At 72.3% G+C, this 21,353-nt stretch carries 21 protein-coding genes; 14 read left to right on the forward strand and 7 right to left on the reverse strand.

Features of this window, described 5'->3' with window-relative positions; translation table 11 throughout:
* The first annotated feature begins 15 nt into the window (after nucleotides 1–15).
* Nucleotides 16–669 (forward strand): HU family DNA-binding protein, encoded by a 654-nt coding sequence (locus ACFYZQ_RS32810; protein ID WP_389155720.1) that lies wholly within the window; start codon nucleotides 16–18, stop codon nucleotides 667–669.
* Nucleotides 670–768: 99 nt separating this feature from the next.
* On the opposite strand, the gene ACFYZQ_RS32815 is transcribed toward ACFYZQ_RS32810, so the two are convergent.
* Both ACFYZQ_RS32815 and cofC read right to left on the reverse strand, forming a co-directional pair.
* Entirely contained in the window at nucleotides 769–993 is a 225-nt protein-coding gene (locus tag ACFYZQ_RS32815; protein WP_388796673.1) for a hypothetical protein, read from the reverse strand.
* 9 nt (nucleotides 994–1,002) lie between these two features.
* Nucleotides 1,003–1,641: a 2-phospho-L-lactate guanylyltransferase gene (gene cofC / locus ACFYZQ_RS32820; RefSeq protein WP_389155723.1), complete on the reverse strand. Its 639-nt coding sequence runs from the start codon at nucleotides 1,639–1,641 to the stop codon at nucleotides 1,003–1,005.
* Between the two features lie 165 nt (nucleotides 1,642–1,806).
* On the opposite strand from cofC, the gene ACFYZQ_RS32825 reads away from it, so the two are divergent.
* The 3 genes from ACFYZQ_RS32825 (at nucleotide 1,807) to ACFYZQ_RS32835 (ending at nucleotide 4,833) form a co-directional block, all read left to right on the forward strand.
* Nucleotides 1,807–2,571 carry a lysophospholipid acyltransferase family protein gene (locus ACFYZQ_RS32825; protein WP_389155726.1) on the forward strand — a complete coding sequence of 255 codons (765 nt, stop codon included), beginning with the start codon at nucleotides 1,807–1,809 and terminating at the stop codon, nucleotides 2,569–2,571.
* Nucleotides 2,568–3,578, forward strand: a complete 1,011-nt coding sequence (locus ACFYZQ_RS32830) for an NAD(P)H-dependent glycerol-3-phosphate dehydrogenase (protein ID WP_389155728.1) — start codon at nucleotides 2,568–2,570, stop codon at nucleotides 3,576–3,578. Before ACFYZQ_RS32825 ends, ACFYZQ_RS32830 begins: the two co-directional genes overlap by 4 nt.
* A 94-nt stretch (nucleotides 3,579–3,672) precedes the next feature.
* The gene (locus tag ACFYZQ_RS32835) at nucleotides 3,673–4,833 is read left to right on the forward strand and encodes a D-alanine--D-alanine ligase family protein (protein WP_389155731.1); all 1,161 of its coding nucleotides are present in this window, start codon (nucleotides 3,673–3,675) and stop codon (nucleotides 4,831–4,833) included.
* Nucleotides 4,834–4,851: 18 nt separating this feature from the next.
* Here the strand turns inward: ACFYZQ_RS32835 and ACFYZQ_RS32840 are convergent, their stop codons facing one another.
* Nucleotides 4,852–5,370, reverse strand: a complete 519-nt coding sequence (locus ACFYZQ_RS32840; RefSeq protein ID WP_389155734.1) for a DUF3515 domain-containing protein — start codon at nucleotides 5,368–5,370, stop codon at nucleotides 4,852–4,854.
* 20 nt (nucleotides 5,371–5,390) lie between these two features.
* Nucleotides 5,391–5,624 (reverse strand): Lrp/AsnC family transcriptional regulator, encoded by a 234-nt coding sequence (locus tag ACFYZQ_RS32845; protein WP_003997603.1) that lies wholly within the window; start codon nucleotides 5,622–5,624, stop codon nucleotides 5,391–5,393.
* Between the two features lie 213 nt (nucleotides 5,625–5,837).
* Between ACFYZQ_RS32845 and ACFYZQ_RS32850 the strand changes: the two genes are divergently transcribed.
* Nucleotides 5,838–6,803 (forward strand): thiamine-phosphate kinase, encoded by a 966-nt coding sequence (locus tag ACFYZQ_RS32850; RefSeq protein WP_389155737.1) that lies wholly within the window; start codon nucleotides 5,838–5,840, stop codon nucleotides 6,801–6,803.
* A complete protein-coding gene (thiD, locus tag ACFYZQ_RS32855) occupies nucleotides 6,800–7,585 on the forward strand; it encodes a bifunctional hydroxymethylpyrimidine kinase/phosphomethylpyrimidine kinase (RefSeq protein WP_389155740.1) in 786 nt (261 codons plus the stop codon). The genes ACFYZQ_RS32850 and thiD overlap by 4 nt, the downstream gene beginning before the upstream one ends.
* 123 nt (nucleotides 7,586–7,708) lie before the next feature.
* Here thiD and rpmB read toward each other — a convergent pair whose 3' ends face one another.
* Nucleotides 7,709–7,894, reverse strand: a complete 186-nt coding sequence (gene rpmB / locus ACFYZQ_RS32860; protein WP_004924906.1) for a 50S ribosomal protein L28 — start codon at nucleotides 7,892–7,894, stop codon at nucleotides 7,709–7,711.
* A 267-nt stretch (nucleotides 7,895–8,161) separates the two neighbouring features.
* Here rpmB and ACFYZQ_RS32865 point away from each other — a divergent pair, with 267 nt between their 5' ends.
* Nucleotides 8,162–9,877 (forward strand): DAK2 domain-containing protein, encoded by a 1,716-nt coding sequence (locus ACFYZQ_RS32865; RefSeq protein WP_389155743.1) that lies wholly within the window; start codon nucleotides 8,162–8,164, stop codon nucleotides 9,875–9,877.
* Nucleotides 9,878–9,955: 78 nt separating this feature from the next.
* Here the strand turns inward: ACFYZQ_RS32865 and ACFYZQ_RS32870 are convergent, their stop codons facing one another.
* On the reverse strand, nucleotides 9,956–12,952 hold the full coding sequence (locus ACFYZQ_RS32870; protein WP_389155745.1) for a tetratricopeptide repeat protein: 2,997 nt from the start codon (nucleotides 12,950–12,952) through the stop codon (nucleotides 9,956–9,958).
* The gene (locus tag ACFYZQ_RS32875; RefSeq protein WP_389155747.1) at nucleotides 12,949–14,811 is read right to left on the reverse strand and encodes an HSP90 family protein; all 1,863 of its coding nucleotides are present in this window, start codon (nucleotides 14,809–14,811) and stop codon (nucleotides 12,949–12,951) included. Before ACFYZQ_RS32875 ends, ACFYZQ_RS32870 begins: the two co-directional genes overlap by 4 nt.
* A 171-nt stretch (nucleotides 14,812–14,982) precedes the next feature.
* Here ACFYZQ_RS32875 and recG point away from each other — a divergent pair, with 171 nt between their 5' ends.
* From recG to rnc, 7 genes are all read left to right on the forward strand, one after another.
* Nucleotides 14,983–17,205 (forward strand): ATP-dependent DNA helicase RecG, encoded by a 2,223-nt coding sequence (gene recG, locus ACFYZQ_RS32880; protein ID WP_389155750.1) that lies wholly within the window; start codon nucleotides 14,983–14,985, stop codon nucleotides 17,203–17,205.
* Nucleotides 17,206–17,251: 46 nt separating this feature from the next.
* Nucleotides 17,252–17,839 carry a 16S rRNA (guanine(966)-N(2))-methyltransferase RsmD gene (rsmD, locus tag ACFYZQ_RS32885; protein ID WP_389155753.1) on the forward strand — a complete coding sequence of 196 codons (588 nt, stop codon included), beginning with the start codon at nucleotides 17,252–17,254 and terminating at the stop codon, nucleotides 17,837–17,839.
* Nucleotides 17,840–17,865: 26 nt separating this feature from the next.
* The gene (gene coaD, locus ACFYZQ_RS32890) at nucleotides 17,866–18,345 is read left to right on the forward strand and encodes a pantetheine-phosphate adenylyltransferase (protein ID WP_389156036.1); all 480 of its coding nucleotides are present in this window, start codon (nucleotides 17,866–17,868) and stop codon (nucleotides 18,343–18,345) included.
* Between the two features lie 98 nt (nucleotides 18,346–18,443).
* Nucleotides 18,444–19,529: a cell division initiation protein gene (locus ACFYZQ_RS32895; protein WP_389155756.1), complete on the forward strand. Its 1,086-nt coding sequence runs from the start codon at nucleotides 18,444–18,446 to the stop codon at nucleotides 19,527–19,529.
* 131 nt (nucleotides 19,530–19,660) lie between these two features.
* Nucleotides 19,661–20,311 carry a YceD family protein gene (locus tag ACFYZQ_RS32900; RefSeq protein ID WP_389155758.1) on the forward strand — a complete coding sequence of 217 codons (651 nt, stop codon included), beginning with the start codon at nucleotides 19,661–19,663 and terminating at the stop codon, nucleotides 20,309–20,311.
* A 2-nt stretch (nucleotides 20,312–20,313) separates the two neighbouring features.
* The gene (gene rpmF, locus ACFYZQ_RS32905; protein ID WP_003951102.1) at nucleotides 20,314–20,487 is read left to right on the forward strand and encodes a 50S ribosomal protein L32; all 174 of its coding nucleotides are present in this window, start codon (nucleotides 20,314–20,316) and stop codon (nucleotides 20,485–20,487) included.
* Nucleotides 20,488–20,494: 7 nt separating this feature from the next.
* A complete protein-coding gene (gene rnc, locus ACFYZQ_RS32910) occupies nucleotides 20,495–21,331 on the forward strand; it encodes a ribonuclease III (RefSeq protein WP_389155761.1) in 837 nt (278 codons plus the stop codon).
* The last annotated feature ends 22 nt before the right edge of the window (nucleotides 21,332–21,353 follow it).

Below are 21,353 nucleotides of genomic sequence, written 5' to 3' on the forward strand. Positions count from 1 at the left end.
TCCGAAGGGGAAGACGTGAACAAGGCGCAGCTCGTAGAAGCGATTGCCGACAAGGTGGGTGGCCGCCAGCAGGCCGCCGACGCTGTCGACCATGTACTGGACGCCATCGTCCGCGCTGTCGTCGCGGGGGAGCGGGTCTCGGTCACCGGCTTCGGGTCCTTCGAGAAGGTGGACCGTCCCGCTCGCTACGCCCGCAACCCCCAGACGGGCGAGCGGGTTCGGGTCAAGAAGACCTCTGTGCCGCGCTTCCGCGCGGGTCAGGGCTTCAAGGACCTGGTGAGCGGCTCGAAGAAGCTCCCGCGTGGTGGCGAGGTGGCGGTCAAGAAGGCCCCCAAGGGCAGCCTGTCCGGCCCGCCGGCCACCATCGCCAAGGCCGCCGGCAAGAAGGCCGCAGCCAAGAAGGCCACGGGCGCGGCGAAGAAGACGACCACGGCGCGGAAGACCACGGCAGCCGCGAAGAAGACCACGGCCGCCGCCAAGAAGACCACCGCGAAGAAGACGACCGCCAAGACCACGGCGGCCGCCAAGAAGACGACGGGCACGAAGGCCGCCGCCAAGAAGACGACGGCCAAGAGCGCGCCGGCGAAGAAGGTCACGGCCAAGAAGGCCCCGGCCAAGAAGTCGTCCGCGCGCAAGACCACCCCCGCCAAGAAGGCCACCGCCCGCTGAGGCGCAAGGGCACAGGGCACTCACATGCCGGGCCGGACTCCCCTCGGGAGCCCGGCCCGCGGCGTGTCTCCCGGGCGCCGAGGCGCCTTCACCGGGCGCTCAGAAGGTCTGCAGCGTCACCAGCGTGATCCGCAGGCCCGCTCCGGCGCCCTCCGGTGACTGGGCCACCGGTTCCGTCTCGATCCGCACCCGCTGTCCCGGCCGCAGCAGCCGCAGCCCGCCCGCGTCGAACGCCGGCGCGTCGAAGCCCACCGGGGTGCCGTCGTCGAGCAGTACCTGCCCGCTGCGGGTCTCGGGGTCGTACGTGTACGCGGTCGCCTGCATACCGGCAGCCTACTGTCCCGGAATTAGCAGCCGCGCGGTCACCGTCGCCGTGCGCGGCCCCACCCCGAGGGCCAGGGCCGCCCGCAGGTCCTCGCCGGTGTCCACGTCCTGGCGGACCGAATCCACCGCGTCGAGCAGGAGTTCCACGGCGCCGGACGCGCGGTGCCGGGCCCGGGAATCGAGGCCGAAATCCGGATGCAATTCATGTCCGGGGGCCGCGGCCAGCAGGGTCGTGCCGACCTCGGCCGCATCGGGGAGAAAAGCCCGGGGGAATTCCCCGGCGGCCGACAGGACCCGGGACAATTCCAGCGGACGCAGGGCCGGCAGATCGGCGTTCAGGGCGGCCAGCGGGGTTTCCGGACGCGACGACCGTACGACACCGGCCGCGTGGGCCAGCGCCGCGTTCAGGCCGCTTTCCGGTTCGTCCGGCACGATCCGGGCGCCCAGCGCCGCGAGCTCACGGCCGGCCAGGGCGTCATTGGTGACGACCGCCACATCCGCCACCGCCGGGCAGGCCAGCGCGGCGGCCACCGTGTCCTGGGCGAACGCCAGGGCCAGTCCCGGGCGCAGCCCGTCGGCGGCGGTGTCCGCCAGCCTGCTCTTGGCGCGCTCCAGGGGCTTGAGGGGTATGACCAAGGTCCACTGCACCGACGTACCGTCCCTTACTCGTTGCCCTCATTGTCACCCGGGGCTTGACGGCGGCAGGGGAAACGGGGCGTACGGTGTCCTCGACAGACCGGCGGCCTGGGGCGACACTTGTGCGGCTCCCCGGCCCTGGTGGCAGCCCTCGAGGCCCTAGAGGAAGGTGTCCGCGTGCCCCGCCGCAGAATCGGCTTCTGGTACCGCTTCGCCGCGGTGATCTGCAAACCGCCCCTGGTGGTTCTGATCAAGCGGGACTGGCGTGGAATGGAGCACATTCCGGCCGAGGGTGGATTTATCACCGCGGTGAACCACAATTCCCATGTGGACCCCTTCGCGTACGCGCACTACCAGTACAACACCGGACGGGTTCCGCGGTTCCTGGCGAAGAGCGGCCTTTTCAGGAAGGGATTCGTCGGCGCCGCCATGCGCGGCACCGGGCAGATCCCCGTCTACCGCGAGTCCACCGACGCGCTGAGCGCCTTCCGGGCGGCCATCGACGCCGTGGAGCGCGGCGAGTGCGTCGCCTTCTACCCCGAGGGCACCCTGACCCGCGATCCGGACGGCTGGCCCATGACCGGCAAGACCGGTGCCGCGCGCGTGGCGCTGCAGACCAAGTGCCCGGTCATCCCGGTCGCCCAGTGGGGCTGCAACGAACTGCTGCCGCCGTACGCCAAGAAGCCCCACCTCCTCCCGCGCAAGACCCACCACGTGCTGGCCGGTCCGCCGGTGGACCTCTCCCGCTTCTACGGCCGGGAGATGACCGCGGACCTCCTGAAGGAGGCCACCGACGTCATCATGGAGGCCATCACCCGCCAGCTGGAGGAGATCCGCGGCGAGAAGGCCCCCGAGACCCGCTACGACCCGCGCCGGGAGCGGATCGAGCAGCGGCGCAGGACCCGGGCGCAGACCGGCCACGAAGAGGAGAACGCCAAGTGAGCGAGTCGGTCAAGGCGGCGGTCTTCAGTGCCGGTTCGTGGGGCACCGCCTTCGGGATGGTGCTCGCCGACGCCGGCTGCGAGGTCACCATCTGGGCCCGTCGGCCCGAGGTCGCGGACGCGATCAACCACACCCGGACCAACCCCGACTACCTGGCCGGCGTGGAGCTTCCGGAGAACCTGCGGGCCACCACGGACGCGGCCGAGGCCCTCGCGGGCGCGGACTTCACGGTCCTGTCGGTGCCCTCCCAGACCCTGCGCGAGAACCTCGCCGAGTGGGCCCCGCTGCTCGCCCCCGGAACCGTCCTCGTCTCCCTGATGAAGGGCGTCGAACTCGGCTCGGCGATGCGGATGAGCGAGGTCATCGAGGACGTCGCCAAGGTGGGCCGGGAACGGATCGCCGTCGTCACCGGGCCGAACCTGGCCCGTGAGATCGCCGCCCGCATGCCCGCCGCGGCCGTCGTCGCCTGCACCGACGAGGCCGTCGCCCAGCGGCTCCAGACCGCCTGCCACACGGCGTACTTCCGCCCGTACACCAACACCGACGTGGTGGGCTGTGAACTCGGCGGCGCGGTCAAGAACGTCATCGGCCTGGCGGTGGGCATCGCCGACGGGATGGGCCTGGGGGACAACGCGAAGGGCTCGCTCATCACGCGCGGGCTCGCCGAGACCACCCGGCTCGGCATGGCCCTGGGAGCCGACCCGCTGACCTTCTCCGGCCTCGCCGGCCTGGGCGACCTGGTGGCCACCTGCTCCTCGCCGCTGTCCCGCAACCACACGTTCGGCACCAACCTCGGCAAGGGCATGACCCTGCAGGAGACCATCGCGGTCACCAAGCAGACCGCGGAGGGCGTCAAGTCCTGCGAGTCCGTGCTGGATCTGGCCCGCCGGCACGGCGTCGACATGCCCCTCACGGAGACGGTCGTCGGCATCGTGCACGAGGGCAAGCCGCCGGTGGTCGCCCTGAAGGAGCTGATGTCGCGCAGCGCGAAGCCCGAACGACGCTGAGCCACACCGCTGGGCCGCGCCGTTGGGCCACCCGCGTTCCCGCGGCCCGCCGACGCTGTCTCCGGGCCCTACCACCGGGTACTCTCAACGCGATATGAGCACCGAGAACCTCCCCCAGAGCCCTGAGCAGCAGCCGTCCCGCAAGCCGCGCGTGGCCGTCGTGTTCGGCGGCCGCAGCTCCGAACACGGGATCTCCGTGGTCACCGCCGGCGCCGTCCTCAAGGCCATCGACCGGACGAAGTACGACGTCCTGCCGATCGGCATCACCAGGGACGGCCGTTGGGCGCTCACCGCCGACGAACCCGAACGGATGGCCATCACCGACCGGCGCACGCCCAGCGTCGAGGAGCTCGCGGAGTCCGGTGAGGGCGGCGTCGTGCTCCCCGTCGACCCCGCCAGCCGGGAAGTCGTGTACAGCGAGCCCGGCTCGGTGCCCAAGGCGCTCGGCGAGGTCGACGTGGTCTTCCCGGTGCTGCACGGCCCGTACGGCGAGGACGGCACCCTCCAGGGCCTCCTGGAGCTCTCCGGCGTCCCGTACGTGGGTTCGGGCGTGCTCGCCTCGGCGGTCGGCCAGGACAAGGAGTACATGAAGCGGGTGTTCACCTCCTTCGGCCTCAAGGTGGGCCCGTACGTGGTGATCCGGCCGCGCGAGTGGCAGCAGGACGAGCCCGCCGCCCGCAAGAGGATCGTCGACTTCGCCGGCGAGCACGGCTGGCCGCTGTTCGTGAAGCCCGCGCGCGCGGGTTCGTCGATCGGCATCACCAAGGTCGACGACCTCTCCGGGCTGGACGAGGCCATCGCCGAGGCCCAGCGGCACGACCCGAAGATCCTGGTGGAGGCGGCGCTGCGGGGCCGCGAGATCGAGTGCGGCGTCCTGGAGTTCGAGGACGGGCCGCGTGCCTCTGTGCCCGCGGAGATCCCGCCGCCGGACGCGCACGCGTACTACGACTTCGAGGCCAAGTACATCGACTCCACCCCCGGCCTCGTGCCCGCCCCGCTCACCGAGGAGGAGACCGCCGAGGTGCGCCGCCTCGCGGTGGCGGCCTTCGAGGCGGCCTCCTGCGAGGGCCTGGTCCGCGCGGACTTCTTCCTCACCGAGGACGGCGAGTTCGTGATCAACGAGATCAACACGATGCCCGGCTTCACACCCATCTCCATGTACCCGCAGATGTGGCAGGCGACCGGCATCGGCTACCCCGAGCTGGTGGACCGGCTGCTCCAGGCGGCGCTGCGCAGGCCGACCGGCCTGCGGTAGACGTCCCGGGCGCGGGTGTCAGGTCATGGAGGCGATCCCCTCGGGGATCGCCTTCTTCACGGCCGCCGCGATGCCGGTGAGGACGGCGGCGCTGTGGTCCTGGCCCGCCAGTTTCTTCGGCAGGACCAACTGCACGTACGCCTCGCGGTTGGCCGTGGTGAGCCGGTAGGTCCCGTCGCCCTCGATCTCCATGAGCCATTCGACCCCGTTCACCCCGCCGGTCATCGCCTTCGGGTCGTCGCCCTCGGCCACCTTGGGGTCGACCATCTTGGGCGGCCGGTTGACACCGCAGCGCAGTATGATCGCCGGGCTTCCCCAGCCCGCCGTGTAGGCGGACCGGGGCTCGGGGTCGTTGCGGCTCCGTCCGTCCAGCTTCTTCGGCAGTACCCGGTGCAGGCTCCGGCACAGCCCGGCCGTCTTCGTGTCCGGGGTGGGAACCGCCATCGTGGCGCCGTCGTCGCTTGAGGAGCAGCCCGCGACGGCGATCAGCAGGGCGAGCGCGGGAAGACCGGCGGGCCGGTGACGGAAGAAGTTCACCGGCCAAGGGTAGACGGGGGCTAGAGATGCACGACCGGGCAGGTCAGGGTGCGGGTGATGCCGTCCACTTGCTGGACCTTCGCCACCACCATGCGGCCGAGGTCGTCCACGGTGTCGGCCTGGGCGCGCACGATGACGTCGTACGGTCCCGTCACGTCCTCGGCCTGGATGACTCCGGGGATCTTGCTGATCGTCTCGGCGACGGTCGACGCCTTGCCGACCTCCGTCTGGATCAGGATGTACGCCTGTACCACGGAACCTCCAGGGCGGCCACGAGGATCATGTGGGGAAAAGGAACGCCACGGTATCGCGTAGTCGGTCGTCGCGGGGAGACCTGCGCAGCCGTGCCTCGCGCGCGCCGGGGCAGGGGCACGCCGGGAGCCGGGGGGCGCCTCGGCCGTGACGGGGGCCAGGATGAAGTGTGAGCGGGTAGGCAGAGGCACAGGCACAGAAGGGGCTGAAGGGCAATGAAGGGCACTGTGGGTGAGCTGGGTGAGTTCGGGCTCATCCGGGAGCTCACCTCCCGTCTCACCACGACCCCGGCGGTCCGGGTCGGCCCCGGTGACGACGCCGCGGTGGTCGCCGCTCCCGACCGCAGGGTGGTGGCGAGCACCGACATCCTGCTGGAGGGGCGGCACTTCCGCCGCGACTGGTCCACGGCGTACGACGTAGGGCGCAAGGCGGCCGCGCAGAACCTCGCGGACATCGCCGCCATGGGCGCCGTCCCGACCGCGCTGCTGCTCGGCCTGGTCGTCCCCGCCGAACTCCCGGTCACCTGGCCGAGCGAGCTGATGGACGGGCTGCGCGACGAGTGCCAGGTCGCGGGCGCCTGTGTGGTCGGCGGTGACGTGGTGCGCGGCGACACGATCATGGTGTCGATCACGGCGCTCGGCGACATGCGCAACCAGGAGCCGGTGACCCGGGCCGGCGCCCAGCCCGGCGACCTCGTCGCGGTGACCGGCTGGCTGGGCTGGTCCGCGGCCGGGTACGCGGTGCTGTCCCGCGGCTTCCGCTCGCCGCGGGCCTTCGTGGAGGCGCACCGGCGCCCGGAACCGCCGTACCACGCCGGTCCGGCCGCCGCCGCGCTGGGCGCCACCGCCATGTGCGACGTCAGCGACGGTCTGATCGCCGACCTCGGGCACATCGCGGAGGCCAGCAAGGTTCGTATCGACATCCGCTCCGGCGCCATCGACATCCCCACCCAGATGAACGACATCGGGCAGGCCGTCGGCGTCGACCCGCTGCAGTGGGTGCTGAGCGGGGGAGAGGACCACGCGATCGTGGCCACGTTCCCGCCGGACGTGAAGCTGCCGGCCCGCTGGAAGGTGATCGGCGAGGTGCTGAACCCCTCGGCGTTGCCCCAGGTCACGGTCGACGGGGCGCCGTGGACCAGGAAGGGCGGCTGGGACCACTTCGGGGACATCGAGTCGTGATCCCCAGGGTCCTGACGGTGGCGGGCTCCGACTCCGGCGGGGGCGCGGGCGTCCAGGCGGACCTGAAGACGATGCTGGCGCTGGGTGTGCACGGCATGAGCGTGATCACCGCGGTCACCGCGCAGAACTCGCTCGGCGTGCAGGGCGCCTGGGAGCTGCCGGTGGCGGCCGTGCGGGCCCAGTACCGCAGCGTCGTCGACGACATCGGCGTACAGGCCGTGAAGACCGGGATGCTCGCCTCGGCCGAACTGGTCGAGGCGGTCGCCGAGTTGATCGGCGGGACGGACGCGCCCGCGGTGGTGGACCCGGTGGGCGTCTCCAAGCACGGGGACCCGCTGCTGGCGGCCTCCGCGCTGGACTCCGTACGCACCCGGCTGCTGCCGGTGGCGACGGTGGCGACTCCGAACCTGGACGAGGTGGCGCAACTCACCGGAGTACGGGTCGAGTCGGAGGGCGACCTGCGACGGGCCGCGGCCGCCGTGCTGGCATACGGGCCGCGCTGGGCGCTGATCAAAGGCGGGCATTTGTCCGGAGCCGCCGTCGATCTGCTGACGGACGGTTCCGAGGAGCACTGGCTGCGGGCGCCCCGGCACGACAACCGGCACACGCACGGTACGGGCTGCACGCTGGCCTCGGCGGTCGCGGCGGGGCTGGCGAAGGGGCTGGCCGTGCCGGAGGCGGTCGCGGAGGCGAAGAGCTACGTGACCGGGGCGATCGCCGCCGGGTTCGCGCTGGGGGCGGGGATCGGGCCGGTGGATCACGGGTGGAGGTTCAGGGGCTGACCCGGGCACGGAGGACGCGGCAGGTACGGAGGGCACGGCGGGTACGGCAAAAAGCCGGCCCACCTTCCGGTGGACCGGCTCCGTGCAGCGAACCAGGCAGTGGCCGCGCGCTCAGCTGTAGCGTCAGCGCGAGACCTTGCCGGCCTTGATGCACGAGGTGCAAGCGTTCACGCGCTTCGGCGTCCCGCCGACCACAGTACGCACACGCTGGATGTTCGGGTTCCAGCGACGGGGCGTACGGCGGTGCGAGTGCGAGATGTTGTTGCCGAAGCCCGGCCCCTTGCCGCAGACGTCGCAGTTGGCAGCCACGGGTCACTCCAAAGACTTCAGATGCACTTACGGTTGAGTCCCGGCATGCCGGGATCGAGATCCTAGGACCTGAGATCTTGAGTGGCGCTGCCAGGGGAATGGCCCGACCAGGATCGGGCAACCGGAGCAGCATACAACGGCTGCGCCCGTAGAACGAAACTACCATGGCGGCTCGGCGGCCCTCCCCGCCTCTGCTCACCGGTCTCTTCCGGTGGACACCGGTCCGGGGTCTACGCTGCGTCCCAGGTCGAGCCCAGGGAGGCGCAGGTGGCGCAGGTGCCGCAGACATTCTTCGATGCTCTCGCGGTGCGCACCTGGTGCTCCCTGGCGCTCCGGGCGCTGGGGCGCTCGCGTGAGGAGATCGACGCGATCAACGTGTACCCGGTGGCCGACGGCGACACCGGTACGAACCTTTACCTGACCCTGGAGTCCGCGGCGGCGGCGGTGGAGGCCGTGTTCACCGGGCACGCGGCGGGGCCGGGGAACCGGCCGTGGGGCGCCGTGGACGGCTCCGGGCCGTCCACGGCCGATGCCATGCACGCCATGGCGCACGGGGCGCTGATCGGGGCGCGGGGCAACTCCGGGACGATCCTCGCGCAGCTGCTGCGGGGTATGGCCCAGGTGCTCGCCGCCGAAGGTGAGGAGCCTCACGCCGACGGACGTGCGCTGCGGTTGGCCCTGCGGCGCGCGGCCGACTCCGCCCGCCAGGCCGTGGCCCACCCCGTGGAGGGCACCGTCCTCACGGTCGCCACGGCCGCCGCCGACGCGGCGGACGGGGCCGGCGGCGACTGCGCGAGCGTGGCACAGGCGGCCTACAAGGGGGCCTGTGCGGCCCTGGCGGCGACGCGGGGACAGCTCGGGGTGCTGCGGCGGGCCGGAGTGGTCGACGCCGGCGGGCGGGGGCTGGTGGCGGTGCTGGGGACGCTGGTGGAGACGTTCACGGGGGAGGCGCCGGCGGCCGTGGCGGCGTACGAGCCCCACGCGCGCGCGGAATCCGCCGGGACAGGGGAACCCGCCGACACGGAGAAGCCCGCCGGGACCGAGGAGTGCGCCGCGGCGGGCGGGCCCGCCTTCGAGGTGATCTACCTGCTGGAGGCCGAGGACGCCGCCGTGGCCCGGCTGCGCGAGCGGCTCGACCGGCTCGGGGACTCCCTGGTCGTCGTCGGCGGCGACGGGCTGTGGAACGTGCACGTGCACGTCGACGACGCGGGCGCCGCCGTGGAGGCCGGTGTCGAGGCCGGGAGACCGTACCGGATCCGGATCACCCACTTCGGGCTCGGGGACGTGCACACCGGGGCCGAGCGGCCGCCCAGGGAACGGGCCCAGCGTGCGGTGGTGGCCGTCGTGCCCGGCGAGGGCCTGGCCGGGCTGTACGCCGAGGCCGGCGCGACCACCGTGCTCGCCCGCCCCGGGGAGCCGCCCGCCAGCGGGGAGATCGTCCAGGCGGTGCGGCGCGCCCACGCGCGCGAGGTCGTGCTGCTGCCCAACGACGCGGAGCTGCGCGACACGGCGGCCGCGGCGGCCGAGCAGGTGCGCACGGAGGGGGTCCGCGTCGCCCTCATCCCGACCCGCTCGGCGGTCCAGGGGATCGCCGCGCTCGCCGTGCACGCGCCGGACCGCCGTTTCGACGAGGACGTGGTCCAGATGACCTCGGCGGCGGGCGCCACCCGGTACGCCGAGGTCGTCGTCGCCGAGCACGAGTCCTGGACGATGGCCGGCATCTGCCAGGCCGGCGACGTGCTGGGACTCGTCGACGGCGACGTGGCGGTGATCGGCTCGGACGTCACCGCCACCGCCGCGACCGTCCTGGACCGCATGCTCCAGGCCGGCGGCGAACTGGTCACCATCGTGCTCGGCGACGAGGCACCCGCGGCCGTCGCCGAGCACTTGGAGGCGCGCGTACGCGAGTCCTACCTCGCCGTCGACACGGTGGTGTACCGGGGCGGGCGCCAGGGAGCGCTGCTGCTCATCGGGGTGGAGTGACCGGCTCGCCGCCCGGCACGGTGGCGCCACGCCGGGCGGCCATGTGCGCGGTGGAGCGGGCGGCAGAGGCGCTGTTGCTCACGGGGACGAGGTGAGCGGTCCTTCGTCCCGTGGCCGGGTATCCGCCGGGAGCACGTCCAGCAGCTGCTCCGCCTCGGCTCGTCGGGCCTGCACGGTGTCGTCCGCGTCGTCCGCCCCGGCGTAGGCCACGAGTACGCCACGCGCGCGTGCGGCCGCCTCGGTGGGGCGGCTCAGGTCGGCCTCCAGCCAGCCCGCGGCCAGCTCGGCGGCGGTACGGCTGTGCAGGGCGCCCGCGCCGATCGAGGCGAACGCCGCGACGGCCCGTGTCATCTGGGTCAGCGCGTCCTCGAACGCGGCCCGGATCGTGGTGTCCTCGGCGTCCTCGGACACCGAGCGGGCCAGCAGGTCGCCGTACTGCCGGTGGGTGTGACCGAGCTCTGCGGCGAGCCGCTCCCGGTCCTCCGGGCCGTCCGTGTCCTCCCGTGCCGCCGCGCACTCCCGGACCGCCTCCGCCATCAGCTCCCGCGCGGCTTCCAGTCCGGCCTCGGTGCGCAGCGCCAGCCAGGCGCGGGCACGCAGACTGCGCACCAGGCCGTGGACGTTGCCCAGGGAGCGCCACAGATCGCCCGCGCGCGCGTAGGCCCGGTCCGCGTCGGCGGGCAGTCCGGCCTGCCCGAGGGACTCGCCGGCCAGGTGGGCCAGCGTGGCGTGGTCCTGCTGCTCGGGCCAGTGCCGGGCGATCTCGGCGGCCTGCAGCCGGTGCTCGGCCGCCGCCCGGTGCTCGCCGAGCTCGCCCAGGCAGTCCCCGAGCCACCACCGCGTCTGCACGATCGCGCCGTCGCCGTGCGTGTCGGCGGTCAGGTCGGGCAGCGCCGACTCCAGCACCTCGGCGGCCTCCGCGTACCGGCCCTGCCGCAGCAGGAAGCCGCCCAGCTGGTGGCGTGCCCAGGCGCCGAGGCCGGCGGCCTCGCCCGCCTCGTCGGCCCAGTGCGCGGCCTGCAGGGCGTGTTCCGCCGCCTCCCGCGCGTCACCCCGGCCGCCGACCACCTCCGCGAGCTGAAGGTGCAGCTGGGCCCGTCCGACCGCCTCCACGTAGGGCCCGCCGTGTTCCAGGGCCGCCCGCAGTGCCCGTTCGGCCTCGGCCATGTCGCCCCGCTCGTGGGCGAGGCCGGCCACCCGCACCTCGTACTCCACCGCGAACCACGGCAGCCCCGCCGCGACGAACTCCGCCGCGGCCCGCCGGAACAGCTCCGCCGCCCTCCCGGCGTCCCCGGAGTGCTCCGCGGCCTCTGCCGACATCGCCCGCGCCTCGGCGGTCCGGGACACCAGCCGCACGTCGTCCCCGACGTGCCCGTCGACGAGCGCCAGCAGCTCCCGGATCGCCTGCTCGGCGTCGGGCAGGGCGCCCGGAGCCCCCTCGTGCACCCGGCGCATCAGGATCCGCGCCCGGCTCATCAGCACGGAGGCCGCCTGCCGTACGCCGGTGGCCTCCTCGGCGTAGAGGGCGAGGATCCCGTCGTAGGGCTCGGCGACCGCCGCGAGCGCCTCGTCGACCCGGCCCGCCAGGGCCCGTACGTACGCCGCACGCGCGCGTGCCGCCAGCGACTCCCCGGCATCGCCCGCTTCCGCGTACAGTTCGGCGGCCCGCTCGAACAGTTCGGCCCCCTCCGGGCCGCGGCCCATCGCCTGGTGCTCGACGATCTCCGCGCGGTCCCGCGCGTCCAGCTCGACCCCGTCCGCGGCCCGGGCGGCCGCCGCCCACGCCTCCAGGGCGTGCGGCCGGAGGCCGTCCGACAGGCGCCGGGCCTCGGCCAGCAGCGCCGGCAGATCCGGCTCGCCCGAGACCGTGTCCGTGTCCGTGCCCGTGCCCGTGCCCGTGTCCGGGCCCGCGGCCGCGGGCAGAACCGCAGCCTCCGGCCGGGCCGTGACGGCCGGCCCGGCCACCGTGCGCACCCCGAGCGGCAGCCGCTCCACCAGCGGGCGCTGCGCCATACGCGCGCGTGCCTCGTCGCCTACGTACGAGGTGCCGTTGCGCACGTCGAACCGCCCGGCCAGTTCGAGGGCCTCGGCGCGCGCGTGGGCCGCGAGTTCCCGCGCCGTCCACACCTGCCCGGCCGGCCCCGGTACCCGCTGCCCGCCCAGCCCGAGTTCGGTCAGACGGTCCATGAGCAGCGCCACCACGGCCATGAACTCCAGGCGGCTGCGCGGATGCCCGGTGTCCGTGAAGTAGATCGGCCGCTCGGCGAGCAGCTCCAGGCCGCGCGCCTCGTTACCGGTGAGCGCGCAGAACTCCACATGGTCCGCGTACGCGCCGCGCATGCTCTCCATCGGCCGCACCAGCCGGAAACCACGCAGATGGTGGGCGCGGGCCTCGTCCACGCGGCCCAGCCTCAGCAGCGGCACCAGGGAGGAGGCGAGGACACTGTGCGGCTCGTGGGCGCAGCTGTACTCGCCCTCCAGGACCGGCCGCCACAGGTCGAGGGCCTCCGCGTCCCGGCCGCGCTTGACGTGCCACGTGCCCTGGCCGTGCAGCTCGCACGCGTGGCAGTCCGCCATCCGGTCCCGGTCGGCGGCCAGCCAGGCCGTGTAGGCCCGCTCGGCACGGTCCAGGTCGCCGGTGTGCGCGGCCACGCTGAACTCGGCGCTGCGGACGGCCCGTTCGGAGTGCCCGGCCAGCCGGTAGCGGTGCTCCATCTCACCGAGCCACTTCTCGATGGAGGCCAGCGGCACGTGCGGCTGGTCCAGCATGCCGGCCGACACCCACTTGAAGACCCAGTGCAGGGAGTGCGTCTCGTACTCGTCGAAGTCCCCGGGCCGTTCGTCCCACATGCGCAGCAGCCGCGCGAACGGGACGAACATCTTGTCCTTCTCGGAGCTGTAGTTGTAGACCTTCAGCTGGTGTCCGAGCGCCTCGATCACCGCGAGCGGGATGTCCAGCTTCTCCGCCTCGGCGAGCAACTGCTCCGCGCGCGCGTTGCGGGCCGGGCCCTCCGGCTGCTCGGAGTTCTCCGCCATCGCCCGGCGCAGCGCGTCGAAGTCCGTGATCCCGCTCATCGGTGACCGTCCTCCCCGTCTGCGGATTCCCCGTGTGTGGCCCATTCCAGGAGGCCGATGAACGCGCGGTTGAGCAGCGCCGAGTCCGCGGGCCTGAGCGGGCGCTGCGCCATCAGCAGCGCCTGCCCGTACAGCGACTCGGTCGCGGTGCCGATCAGCTCGGGATCCCGCAGGGAGGCGATCCGCCGGATCAGCGGATTGAGGTGGTTGAGCACCAGACGCGCGCGTGGCGCGCTGCCGCGCAGCGAACCGAGAATGCCCGCCCACAGGTCGTCCGCCTGCGCCTCGGCCTCCGCGCGGGCCTGCTCGTGCCGGGCCGCCCGGTCGTCCAGGTGCAGCGCGGGCACCGAGAGGGGGTGGAAGGCGCGCAGGACGACGTCACAGCCCAGCGGGTCGAGCTTCGCCCGCGCCGCCGCCAGGAAGCCGGACAGGGCCAGCTCCTCCGCCGGGTCGACCGCGTCCAGATGGGCGGTCACGGTGTCCGCGTCCAGTTCGGCGACGACCGTCCCCGGGCGCACCGACGGCAGGGCCTCGACCAGCTCGCTGTCGTAGGTGTAGCCGCCGTTGACCACCCCGACACCCTGTGCGGAGGCGATCGGGGCGACCTGCCGGTACTCCTCCACCGTCCGGGTGAAGTGCACCACCGGGTGGCGCAGCGCGAACTCCTCCAGGGAGAGCTGCCCGTCGGTCGTCTCGAACGGCAGCCACGGCAGCATCGTGCGCAGCATGTCCTTGTCGTGCCGTGCGAGGGACTTCACCCCGAGGTGGTGCACCGACAGGAAGGCCGCCAGCCGCTCGGGATCGCCCGCCGCCAACCCGGTCAGCCAGGACCGGATCCGTTCGCCGAGCGCTTCCCGTACGGCGGCCAGCGTCTCGTCCTCGTACAGCGACTCGCGCGAGGCCGTGGGCCTCAGGCTGTCGGTGTCCAGGACGCAGCGCACGAAGAACGCCCAGTCCGGCAGCAGCTGTTCGGCCCGCTCGGTCAGCAGCATGCCCTTCAGGTGCACGCGGTGCGTGGCGCGCTGGGCCGGGCTGACCGCGGCGGGCAGAACGTACGCCACCCCGCGGACTCCGGCCAGCGGCACGTTCAGTTCGATCGAGTCCAGCGGGGTGAAGCCGAAGGTGTCGTGGCAGTGCCGGGCCAGGGCCACGCGGCGGGTCGTGGGGGAGGGATAGGGGCGGTCCCACGGCGCGGGCAGATCGGTGACCGTCTCGTCGCCCACCCGCACGTCGTAGGGCAGGAGCGAGCCGAAGTCCCGGGCCAGCGCGAGCACCCGCTGTCCGGTCAGCCACTCCCCGGCGCCCGCCCGCGCCACCAGGTGCACGGTGGTGCCCGGTTCCGGCCGGGCCTCGTCGGGCAGCGTCCGCACGGTGTACGAGCCGTCGTCGCTCGCCGTCCACTCCACCGGCGGAGCCGCGGGCTCACGGGCGCTGCGGCTGACCACCCGGATGCGTTCGGCGACCACGAAGCAGGCCAGCAGGCCGATGCCGAACTGGCCCAGGAAGTCGGAGCGGGCCTCCTGCAGCCCCTCGGCACGCTTGGAGCTGCGGCCGATGGTCGCCAGCAGGCTGTGCACGTCCGACTCGGTGAGCCCGACGCCGGTGTCCTCCACCCGCAGGGTGGCAGGCCCCGCGGAGTCCGCTGCGTCCGCGTACAGCCGCACCCGCGCCGGGGCGCCCGGCTGCTCGGCGCGCCGGGCGGTGATCGCGTCCACCGCGTTCTGCAGCAGCTCGCGCAGGTAGACCTTGGGACTGGAGTAGAGGTGATGGGAGAGCAGGTCCACCAGACCACGCAGGTCGACCTGGAACGTATGAGGTGACTGTGATGCCTGGGATGACTGTGAGGTCTGGGAGTCCATCGTCGCAGCGCCGCCGGTGGGGGGACTTCGCGACAGCGCGGGGTCGGGCGGCCCCTTGTTGGGGAGGTGACCGCGGGGGATGGCCGGAGCGCGCCATCCTAGAGCGCGAACAGCCCGTCTGACCAGGACTTTCCCGACACGTATACGGCATTGTCAGTGTCGTGTTGTGCAATGGGTGTCGTGCCCGCACTGGAAGAACCACTGAAACAGCCGCTGAAGTCAGTGCTCGGCCCCGCCACCGCCAAGGTGATGGCCGAGCACCTCGGCCTGCACACCGTCGGCGACCTGCTGCACCACTATCCGCGCAGGTACGAGGAGCGCGGCCAGCTCACCCACCTCGCCGACCTCCCCATGGACGAGCACGTCACGGTGGTCGCCCAGGTCGCCGACGCCCGCCTGCACAGCTTCGCCTCGGCCAAGGCCCCGCGCGGCAAGGGACAGCGCCTGGAGGTGACGATCACCGACGGCAGCGGCCGACTCCAACTGGTGTTCTTCGGCAACGGTGTTCACAAGCCCCACAAGGAGCTGCTCCCGGGCACGCGCGCGCTCTTCGCGGGCAAGGTGTCCCTGTTCAACCGGCGGCTGCAACTCGCCCACCCGGCGTACGAGTTGCTCAAGGGCGGCGACAGCGAGGAGACCGTCGAGACATGGGCCGGGGCCCTCATCCCCCTCTACCCGGCCACCGCCAAGCTGGAGTCCTGGAAGATCGGCAAGGCGATCCAGACCGTGCTCCCCGCCGCGCAGGACGCCATCGACCCGCTCCCCGTCTCCCTGCGCGAGGGCCGCGGCCTGGTGTCCCTTCCCGAGGCCCTCCTCAAGATCCACCGCCCGCACACCAAGGCCGACATCGCCGACGCCCGGGCCCGCCTGAAGTGGGACGAGGCCTTCGTCCTCCAGGTCGCCCTGGCCCGCCGCCGGCACGCCGACGCCCAGCTCCCGGCGGTCGCCCGCAAGCCGCTCCCCGACGGCCTCCTCGCGGCCTTCGACGAGCGGCTGCCCTTCACCCTGACCGAGGGCCAGCAGAAGGTCTCCAGGGACATCTTCGGCGACCTCGCCACCGAGCACCCGATGCACCGGCTGCTCCAGGGCGAGGTCGGCTCCGGCAAGACCCTTGTCGCGCTGCGCGCCATGCTCGCCGTCGTCGACGCCGGCGGTCAGGCCGCCATGCTCGCGCCCACCGAGGTGCTCGCCCAGCAGCACCACCGTTCGGTCACCGAGATGATGGGCGAGCTCGCCGAAGGAGGCATGCTGGGCGGCGCCGAGCACGCCACCAAGGTGGTCCTGCTCACCGGCTCGATGGGCGCCGCCGCCCGCCGTCAGGCGCTGCTCGACCTCGCCACCGGCGAGGCCGGGATCGTGATCGGCACGCACGCGCTGATCGAGGACAAGGTGCAGTTCCACGACCTCGGGCTGGTCGTGGTCGACGAACAGCACCGCTTCGGCGTCGAACAGCGCGACGCTCTGCGCGGCAAGGGCAAACAGCCCCCGCACCTGCTGGTCATGACCGCCACGCCGATCCCGCGGACGGTCGCCATGACCGTCTTCGGCGACCTGGAGACCTCCGTCCTCGACCAGCTCCCGGCCGGCCGTTCGCCGATCGCCAGCCATGTCGTCCCGGTCGCCGACAAGCCGCATTTCCTGGCCCGGGCGTGGGAGCGGGTGCGCGAGGAGGTGGCGGCCGGCCACCAGGCGTACGTCGTCTGCCCGCGCATCGGTGACGAGGAGGACGATCCCAGGAAGGGCGGCAAGAAGAAGTCCCCGGAGGACGAAGCCGAGAAGCGGCCCCCGCTGGCCGTCCTCGACGTGGCCGAGCAACTGGCGAAGGGTCCCCTGCAGGGCCTCGGGGTCGAGGTCCTGCACGGCCGTATGCACCCCGATGACAAGGACGCGGTGATGCGCCGGTTCGCCGCCGGGGAGACCGACGTCCTGGTCGCCACCACCGTCATCGAGGTCGGCGTCAACGTCCCGAACGCCACCGCCATGGTGATCATGGACGCGGACCGGTTCGGCGTGTCCCAGCTCCACCAGCTCCGCGGCCGCGTCGGCCGTGGCTCCGCGCCCGGTCTGTGCCTGCTGGTCACCGAGATGCCGGAGGCGAGCGACGCCCGCCGGCGGCTGGGCGCGGTGGCCTCGACGCTGGACGGCTTCGAACTCTCCCGTCTCGACCTGGAACAGCGCCGCGAGGGCGACGTCCTGGGCCAGGCCCAGTCGGGCGCCCGCACCTCCCTGCGCGTGCTGGCCGTCATCGACGACGAGGAGATCATCGCGGAGGCGAGAGCGGAGGCGGCGGCGGTCGTGGCGGCCGACCCGGAACTGACCAACCTCCCCGCCCTGAGGACGGCCCTGGACGCGCTGCTGGACGAGGAGAGGGAGCAGTACTTGGAGAAGGGCTGACAGACTGGGAACGGCCACCATCCGCGCGCACCGACAAGGACCTGAGATGACCCGCGTGATCGCCGGCGAAGCCGGCGGGCGCCGTCTGGCCGTCCCGCCAGGGAACGGCACCCGCCCGACCTCCGACCGGGCACGGGAGGGCCTCTTCTCCACCTGGCAGTCGCTCCTCGGCGGCCCGCTGGACGGTGAGCGGGTCCTCGACCTGTACGCGGGTTCGGGCGCCGTCGGCCTGGAGGCGCTCTCCCGTGGCGCCGGCCACACCCTCCTGGTGGAGGCAGACGCCCGCGCGGCGAAGACCGTCCGGGAGAACGTGAAGAACCTCGGCCTCCCCGGCGCCGAGGTCCGGGCGGGCAGGGCCGAGCAGATCATCCAGTCACCGGCGCCGGCGGAGCCGTACGACCTCGTCTTCCTCGACCCGCCGTACGCCGTCTCCGACGACGATCTTCGGGAGATACTGCTCACACTCCGCACGCAGGGGTGGCTCGCGGCCGAAGCCCTCGTCACCGTGGAGCGCAGCACCAGAGGCGGCGAATTCCACTGGCCGGACGGCTTCGAGGCGATCCGGGCCCGTCGCTACGGCGAGGGAACGTTTTGGTACGGTCGCGCCGCCTCTACGTGCGAAGACGCACGATGACCGGACCGGAGAGCGAGGGACCACCAGTGCGCCGCGCCGTCTGTCCCGGGTCGTTCGACCCGATCACCAACGGACACATCGACATCATCTCCCGCGCCTCCCGTCTCTACGACGAGGTCTACGTCGCGGTGATGATCAACAAGTCCAAGAAGGGCCTGTTCGAGATCGACGAGCGGATCGACCTGATCCGCCAGGTCACCGCCGAGTACGCGAACGTCCGCGTCGAGGCCTTCCACGGTCTCCTCGTCGACTACTGCAAGCAGCGGGACATCCCCGCCATCGTCAAGGGCCTGCGCGCCGTCAGCGACTTCGACTACGAGCTGCAGATGGCCCAGATGAACAACGGGCTGTCGGGCGTCGAGACGCTCTTCGTGCCGACCAACCCCACGTACAGCTTCCTCTCCTCCTCCCTGGTCAAGGAAGTCGCCACCTGGGGCGGCGACGTCTCCCACCTGGTGCCGCCGCAGGTCCTCGACGCCCTCGGCAAGCGCCTCAGGAAGGACTGACGGGCTGACAGTCCGTCACCCGGTGTCGGACCCGCGTCCCGGGGCCGTACAGTCGTCCCGTCCGTCTCCAACACAGCTGTAGAGAGTGGCGAGCACAGGTGGACGTCCAGAAGAAGCTCGACGAGATCGTCACCGCGGTCTCCAGCGCCCGGTCCATGCCGATGTCGGCCTCGTGCGTGGTCAACCGCGCCGAGCTGCTCGCGATGCTCGAAGAGGTGCGCCAGGCGCTGCCCGGCTCCCTCGCGCAGGCCCAGGAACTGATCGGCGACCGCGAGCAGATGGTCGAGCAGGCCCGTCTGGAGGCCGAGCGGATCATCGAGAGCGCGCACGCCGAGCGCGGCTCGCTGATCTCCGACACCGAGGTGGCCCGCCGCTCCCAGGCCGAGGCCGACCGGATCCTGGCCGAGGCCCGCAAGGAGGCCGAGGAGATCCGGGCCGAGGCCGACGAGTACGTCGACTCCAAGCTCGCCAACTTCGAGGTCGTGCTCACCAAGACCCTCGGCTCGGTCGGCCGCGGCCGCGAGAAGCTGCTGGGCACCGGCCCCGGTGTCGACGAGCACGGCTACGAGGACGAGGACGCCCCCGAGCGCAGCCATGACCCGGAGACGCTGCGCCGCGACGCGGACGCCTACGTGGACGTCAAGCTAGGTGCCTTCGAGGCGGTCCTCGCCAAGACCCTGGAGGCCGTCGGCCGTGGCCGTCAGAAGCTGCACGGCCGTATCGCCACCGACGACCTCGGCGCCCTCGCCGACGACTCCACCACCCTGCAGCACTCCAGCGACGCCGACTACCTCGCCGACCTCGCGGCTCTCGCCCAGCAGGACGCCCGGCCCGAACAGCCCGCCCAGCCCGAGCAGCAGCCGCGGTACGACCAGCAGCCGGCCTACGGCTACGAGCAGCAGCCCGACCCCTACGGTGGCTTCCCGCAGCAGCACGGCTACGGCCACCAGGACCCGTACGGCTATCAGCAGGCCGACCCCTACTCCCCCACCTCCGGCTACGCTCCGGCGGGAGGTGCCCCCTTCCAAGGCGGCTACGACCAGCAGCAGGCCTACGACCCGAACCAGCCCCAGCAGCCCCAGCAGCACCAGCAGGACTACGCCCTCGACGAGACCAGCCTCTTCGACACCAGCATGATCAGCGCGGAGCAGCTGCGGGCTTACGAACAGGAGCGCGGCCTGTAGCGACGGCCCCGATTGGGCCGTGAGCGAAAGGTCCAGTATCCTGGCTCTTCGGTCGCGTGCACGTCCGCGATCAGCGCTGCCCCGGTACGCAAGGGGTGGTGTCCCTCCGAGCTCGAAGATCGAAAGCAGGAATGGCTTCCAACGCGCGCCTCGACCACCGCAACCCTCTCGTGTTCGACACACACGAGCTGGGGCGGCGTCCCGGTGCGCTGCAGCGCCTGACCCGCACGATCGACGCCCCCAAGGACCTCGGTATCCAGGGAGTCATCGGAGTGCCGGAAGGCGCCCCGGTGGAGCTCGAACTCCGGCTCGAGTCGGTCATGGAAGGGGTGCTCGTCACAGGCACCGCCCGTGCAGCGGCCGAGGGGGAGTGCGTAAGGTGTCTGGAGCCGGTCGAGCTGGAGCTCGAAGCGGACTTCCAGGAACTGTTCTCGTACCCTGACGCCGACGACCGGGGCCGCGTGACCGCGGAACCGGGCGACGACGCCGAGGACGACGAGGACAGGTTCTTCCTCGAGGACGGACTCTTCGACCTCGAACCTCTGCTGCGGGATGCGGTGGTGCTCGCACTGCCGATGCAGCCGGTGTGCCGGGAAGACTGCCCGGGCCTGTGCTCCGAGTGCGGAGCGCGGCTCGCGGACGACCCGGACCACCACCACGACGCCGTCGACATCCGTTGGGCGGCTTTGCAGGGACTCGCCGGCACCATGAAGGACGGCGAGAAGGACGAGATGAGCGGCGCTGACGCGGAAGCGGGCGTCGACGAGAAGCAGGAGAAGTAGCCGTGGCTGTTCCGAAGCGGAAGATGTCGCGCAGCAACACGCGCCACCGCCGGTCGCAGTGGAAGGCTGCGGTCCCCACCCTGGTTGCGTGCGAGCGCTGCCACGAGCCCAAGCAGCAGCACATCGCGTGCCCGTCTTGCGGCACCTACAACAAGCGCCAGGTCCTCGAGGTCTGAGCGGCTGGTGAGAGGCACTGTGTCCACGCCGAAGAAGAACTCAGCGGACAACACGGCCTCGTCCCACACGCTTCTGGAAGGGCGGCTCGGCTACCAGGTCGAGTCCGCCCTTCTGGTGCGAGCGCTGACCCACCGGTCCTACGCGTACGAGAACGGCGGTCTGCCGACGAACGAGCGGCTGGAGTTCCTCGGGGACTCCGTGCTCGGTCTCGTCGTCACGGACACGCTGTACCGCACCCACCCGGATCTGCCGGAGGGCCAGCTGGCCAAGCTCCGGGCCGCCGTGGTGAACTCTCGTGCGCTCGCGGAGGTGGGCCGTGGTCTCGAACTGGGCTCCTTCATCCGGCTGGGCCGCGGTGAAGAGGGAACGGGCGGACGGGACAAGGCGTCCATCCTTGCCGACACCCTGGAAGCGGTGATCGGCGCGGTCTATCTCGACCAGGGCCTCGACTCGGCGTCCGAGCTGGTGCACCGGCTCTTCGACCCGCTGATCGAGAAGTCCTCAAACCTCGGAGCCGGCCTGGACTGGAAGACCAGTCTCCAGGAGCTCACCGCGACGGAGGGGCTCGGCGTGCCCGAGTACCTGGTCACGGAGACCGGCCCCGACCACGAGAAGACCTTCACTGCTGCCGCCCGCGTCGGAGGCGTCTCGTACGGCACCGGCACCGGCCGCAGCAAGAAGGAGGCGGAGCAGCAGGCCGCCGAGTCCGCGTGGCGGTCCATCCGGGCCGCGGCGGACGAGCGCGCCAAGGCGACGGCCGACGCGGTCGACATCGACGCGGGTGACATCGACGCGGGTGACATCGCCGCGGGCGCCGACGACGAAGCCTCCGCTTCCGCCTGACAGGCAGCAAGAGCCGAGCGCC

The sequence above is a fragment of the Streptomyces sp. NPDC001843 genome, from assembly GCF_042891955.1.
Lineage (GTDB): Bacteria > Actinomycetota > Actinomycetes > Streptomycetales > Streptomycetaceae > Streptomyces.